Origin of the sequence: Paenisporosarcina sp. TG20 (assembly GCF_000286315.1) — a bacterium.
In the GTDB taxonomy this organism is placed as follows: Bacteria; Bacillota; Bacilli; order Bacillales_A; family Planococcaceae; genus Paenisporosarcina.
In genome coordinates, this window is record NZ_ALJG01000109.1 from 1 (window position 1) to 3,266 (window position 3,266).

At 43.6% G+C, this 3,266-nt stretch carries 1 protein-coding gene and 18 tRNA genes; 1 reads left to right on the forward strand and 18 read right to left on the reverse strand.

All coding sequences use genetic code 11. The features are described 5' to 3' along the window. Nucleotides 1-1,056: 1,056 nt before the first annotated feature. From B371_RS0100900 to B371_RS0100960, 13 genes are all read right to left on the reverse strand, one after another. Nucleotides 1,057-1,137 (reverse strand) — tRNA-Leu (locus B371_RS0100900). 32 nt (nucleotides 1,138-1,169) lie between these two features. Continuing rightward, a tRNA-Cys gene (locus B371_RS0100905) sits at nucleotides 1,170-1,243 on the reverse strand. A 12-nt stretch (nucleotides 1,244-1,255) separates the two neighbouring features. Further along, nucleotides 1,256-1,330 (reverse strand) — tRNA-Gly (locus B371_RS0100910). Between the two features lie 7 nt (nucleotides 1,331-1,337). Further along, nucleotides 1,338-1,409 (reverse strand) — tRNA-Gln (locus tag B371_RS0100915). 9 nt (nucleotides 1,410-1,418) lie between these two features. Then, nucleotides 1,419-1,494: transfer RNA gene (locus B371_RS0100920), tRNA-His, on the reverse strand. Between the two features lie 50 nt (nucleotides 1,495-1,544). After that, nucleotides 1,545-1,620: transfer RNA gene (locus tag B371_RS0100925), tRNA-His, on the reverse strand. A 25-nt stretch (nucleotides 1,621-1,645) separates the two neighbouring features. After that, nucleotides 1,646-1,719, reverse strand: a tRNA-Trp gene (locus B371_RS0100930). A 10-nt stretch (nucleotides 1,720-1,729) separates the two neighbouring features. After that, a tRNA-Tyr gene (locus B371_RS0100935) sits at nucleotides 1,730-1,813 on the reverse strand. Between the two features lie 9 nt (nucleotides 1,814-1,822). Continuing rightward, nucleotides 1,823-1,898: transfer RNA gene (locus B371_RS0100940), tRNA-Thr, on the reverse strand. Between the two features lie 17 nt (nucleotides 1,899-1,915). Then, nucleotides 1,916-1,991, reverse strand: a tRNA-Phe gene (locus tag B371_RS0100945). 150 nt (nucleotides 1,992-2,141) lie between these two features. Continuing rightward, nucleotides 2,142-2,217: transfer RNA gene (locus B371_RS0100950), tRNA-Asp, on the reverse strand. A 3-nt stretch (nucleotides 2,218-2,220) separates the two neighbouring features. Then, nucleotides 2,221-2,297 (reverse strand) — tRNA-Met (locus B371_RS0100955). Nucleotides 2,298-2,347: 50 nt separating this feature from the next. Then, nucleotides 2,348-2,423, reverse strand: a tRNA-Val gene (locus B371_RS0100960). Nucleotides 2,424-2,453: 30 nt separating this feature from the next. On the opposite strand from B371_RS0100960, the gene B371_RS24230 reads away from it, so the two are divergent. Then, nucleotides 2,454-2,588, forward strand: coding sequence for a hypothetical protein (locus B371_RS24230; RefSeq protein ID WP_255348656.1), 135 nt, complete (start codon nucleotides 2,454-2,456; stop codon nucleotides 2,586-2,588). A gap of 3 nt (nucleotides 2,589-2,591) precedes the next feature. On the opposite strand, the gene B371_RS0100965 is transcribed toward B371_RS24230, so the two are convergent. From B371_RS0100965 to B371_RS0100985, 5 genes are all read right to left on the reverse strand, one after another. Beyond that, nucleotides 2,592-2,666 (reverse strand) — tRNA-Glu (locus tag B371_RS0100965). Between the two features lie 21 nt (nucleotides 2,667-2,687). Continuing rightward, a tRNA-Ser gene (locus tag B371_RS0100970) sits at nucleotides 2,688-2,779 on the reverse strand. Between the two features lie 4 nt (nucleotides 2,780-2,783). Continuing rightward, a tRNA-Asn gene (locus B371_RS0100975) sits at nucleotides 2,784-2,858 on the reverse strand. Nucleotides 2,859-3,011: 153 nt separating this feature from the next. Continuing rightward, nucleotides 3,012-3,087 (reverse strand) — tRNA-Ala (locus tag B371_RS0100980). A gap of 9 nt (nucleotides 3,088-3,096) precedes the next feature. Beyond that, nucleotides 3,097-3,173 (reverse strand) — tRNA-Ile (locus B371_RS0100985). Nucleotides 3,174-3,266: the final 93 nt, after the last annotated feature.

Below are 3,266 nucleotides of genomic sequence, written 5' to 3' on the forward strand. Positions count from 1 at the left end.
GGAGTCGCCGCCTTTCACTTCAATCATTCACCTGTTTTAAAATCAACAGTGATATCAATAAATTTTAAAAATCGTCTCAATTTTTAATAATAAAAGTACTCACACATAAATTAATTCGAATTACTGAACAAGAATGTATCACTGAATAAAAATCACTTTCACTGGAGATTCAAGATCAAGCGTGTGTTTTTTGAAAAGGAAGTCACGCCTTCATATTAATCAGTTTAAAGGGAGTAACACCAAAAAATTCCATTTTAAAATATTAGTCTCATATACTTAAAATCAGCATGAACACGGGTTTTTGACTCTTAATAGTCATATACTTTCTGGTGTGTGAAATAATAGATTTAGAAACAAAAAAGCCCCAGTGACTATGTTAGGATTGAAGTACTTAACCAAATAATCCAATCACCCACCCCAGAAGGCCTAGACTCGCAGATAAGACTTCTCCCACTCGTTCTGTAAATGCGAATCAGTACGTTAAATTCAATTTTAAACTCAATGCCAGAATGCATCAATGCAGCGTAAGAAAACGAGTGAACGCCCATTTCTGAATCAAGAAAAAGGTACCTGTTTCATAAAAACTAGGTTAATTACTACTTGTAAAAAAAGAAACTACGGTAGGTGATTTGAGTTACACTAAAAATTGAAAAAAGTATTTAACATTGCACGCTTATCTTGTAAGAAAAGCCGGGCAAAGTACGTCCTGACCTTTAAGAAGGATAAAACTAGAAACCCGTTTATTTCCGCTACGGTGGACGCTTTTCGCAGGCATGGTTTCAGTCTCCTCGGGCAACAGGATGTTGGCCTGTGAGGAGGCTCACCGCCCGCCCCGTGGAAAGCGTCCGCCTGGAGCGCAAATCAGCGGTATCCTACTCCTTAAAATACCGGGTATACTGGATTCATGGCTCACTAAATTTATATACTAGCAAGTTAATCCTCCATATATAATAAAATCAGCATGAACACTGGTTTCTTAGCACAACAATATTAAATACTTTCATATAGCGTAAAAAAAAGCAGTATCTACATAAAGTAGATACTGCTTTTTTATGATACCCGAGGCCAGACTCGAACTGGCACGCCTTACGGCACCGCATTTTGAGTGCGGCGTGTCTGCCATTCCACCACTCGGGCAAAATAATACAACAGACTTAAGAACAATAGTATGGAGGCGGCAACCGGATTTGAACCGGTGGTAGAGGTGTTGCAGACCTGTGCCTTACCACTTGGCTATGCCGCCACAAAATAAAAATGGAGCGGAAGACGAGGTTCGAACTCGCGACCCCCACCTTGGCAAGGTGGTGTTCTACCACTGAACTACTTCCGCAACACTATTGGGGAACCTGGATTCGAACCAGGGCGTGACGGAATCAAAATCCGTTGCCTTACCGCTTGGCTATACCCCATTAATAAGATGGGGCGAACGAGGGGAATTGAACCCCCGAATGTCGGAATCACAATCCGATGCGTTAACCACTTCGCCACGCCCGCCAAAGTTTTTTTAAAAGTGCTATTATTTAAAATCATATAATTTAGAAAAATGGGGCGAACGAGGGGAATTGAACCCCCGAGTGTCGGAATCACAATCCGATGCGTTAACCACTTCGCCACGCCCGCCACAACTTGAAATTAAATTTATAATTGGCAGGGGCAGTAGGAATCGAACCCACATTGGAGGTTTTGGAGACCTCAGTTCTACCGTTAAACTATGCCCCTAAAAACAAAATGGTGGAGGGGGGCGGATTCGAACCGCCGAACCCGAAGGAACGGATTTACAGTCCGTCGTGTTTAGCCACTTCACTACCCCTCCACTTGATGATGGTGCCGGAGAAAGGACTTGAACCCTCAACCTACTGATTACAAGTCAGTTGCTCTACCAGTTGAGCTACTCCGGCTAGCTAAAAATTATTAATGGTGGCTCAGGACGGAATCGAACCGCCGACACAAGGATTTTCAGTCCTTTGCTCTACCGACTGAGCTACTGAGCCACATTTAAATTTGTGCTAAACTTTGAATCTCTTTGTCAGCTTCATTCGTGCAGTCAGTCACGTACTTAAGTACGCTCCTTCATTTACTCAATCGCTTCCTCGACCTTCTTTGTTTATCCCAAATTTATAAAAAAATCAATTCATAAAAAATGGCGGTCCCGACCGGGATCGAACCGGCGATCTCCTGCGTGACAGGCAGGCATGTTAACCGCTACACCACGGGACCATTTGGTTGCGGGGGCAGGATTTGAACCTGCGACCTTTGGGTTATGAGCCCAACGAGCTACCGAACTGCTCCACCCCGCGATAATAAAATTTGTTTTAACACAGTAATTTTTACTGTATTGTATAAATAATGGTGGAGGATGACGGGCTCGAACCGCCGACCCTCTGCTTGTAAGGCAGATGCTCTCCCAGCTGAGCTAATCCTCCAATAAAAAGAATGAAAAGCGGCGTATTTCGTTGTCACTTGCACAGGATGTGCTGGCTTCTACGTTGCCACAGGACGTGGCGAATTTAGTAGAAGAACATTTCCCTACTTGTTTCTTAGAACTACTTGCTTTTGATGCTTTTTACGAACTGGTTAAAGTTACGTAAATTTGGTGACCCCTACGGGATTCGAACCCGTGTTACCGCCGTGAAAGGGCGGTGTCTTAACCGCTTGACCAAGGGGCCTTACTAGTAGAAGAAAATCACTGGCGGAGAGCAAGGGATTTGAACCCTTGAGACAGTTTAACCCGCCTACACGAATTCCAATCGTGCTCCTTCGGCCACTCGGACAGCTCCCCAATATGGCTCCGAAGGTAGGACTCGAACCTACGACCATCGCATTAACAGTGCGGTGCTCTACCACTGAGCTACTTCGGAATAAAAACATTTCACTAGACTAAGTGTTTTGAAAGACAAGATTTATTATACCAAGTCTTGCAACTTTTACAAGTGTTTTAGTAAAAAAAAATATTTGTTCAAAACCGAATAACATTTTTCTTTGATTAAAAAACACTCTGCAAAGAGTATATTTGGTGGAGCCTAGCGGGATCGAACCGCTGACCTCCTGCGTGCAAGGCAGGCGCTCTCCCAGCTGAGCTAAGGCCCCTAAGAACTATGGTGGGCCTAAATGGACTCGAACCATCGACCTCACGCTTATCAGGCGTGCGCTCTAACCAGCTGAGCTATAGGCCCTCTTAGGAAATTCATATATATGAACCTTCAAAACTGAACGCAAAACGTCAACTTACAGACCCAAGGTCTGTATTCCGATATTATCCTTAGAAA